This is a genomic window from Clostridium senegalense JC122 (assembly GCF_000285575.1).
In the GTDB taxonomy this organism is placed as follows: domain Bacteria; phylum Bacillota; class Clostridia; order Clostridiales; family Clostridiaceae; genus Clostridium_J; species Clostridium_J senegalense.
The window spans coordinates 1-211 of the sequence record NZ_CAEV01000169.1 but is presented as its reverse complement, the minus strand read 5'-3'; the positions used below and the strand labels follow the sequence as shown (position 1 = coordinate 211).

Annotated in this window: 1 protein-coding gene; it reads right to left on the bottom strand. The window is 28.9% G+C overall.

Annotated features, from left to right (window positions below; all coding sequences use genetic code 11):
* The coding region (locus CSGHG_RS19365; RefSeq protein WP_010291564.1) for a flagellar biosynthetic protein FliR at positions 1-211 on the bottom strand (211 nt) is incomplete at both ends.

Here is a 211-nt window from a genome sequence, read left to right as displayed (position 1 = left end):
CTAAGTTAAAACTTTCTGCCAAAGAAGCTATAACTAAATGATGTCCATCTATTAATATAAATACAATCATGCATAGCATATAAAAAAATCTTCCTAATATTGTAGCAGTCTCATTTGACAATGGATCAAATACTGCTGACATAGAAAAGGAAACTTGAAAATCTAAAAACTGACCTGCCATTTGTACAATCTGAAAAACTATAGTAGTTAT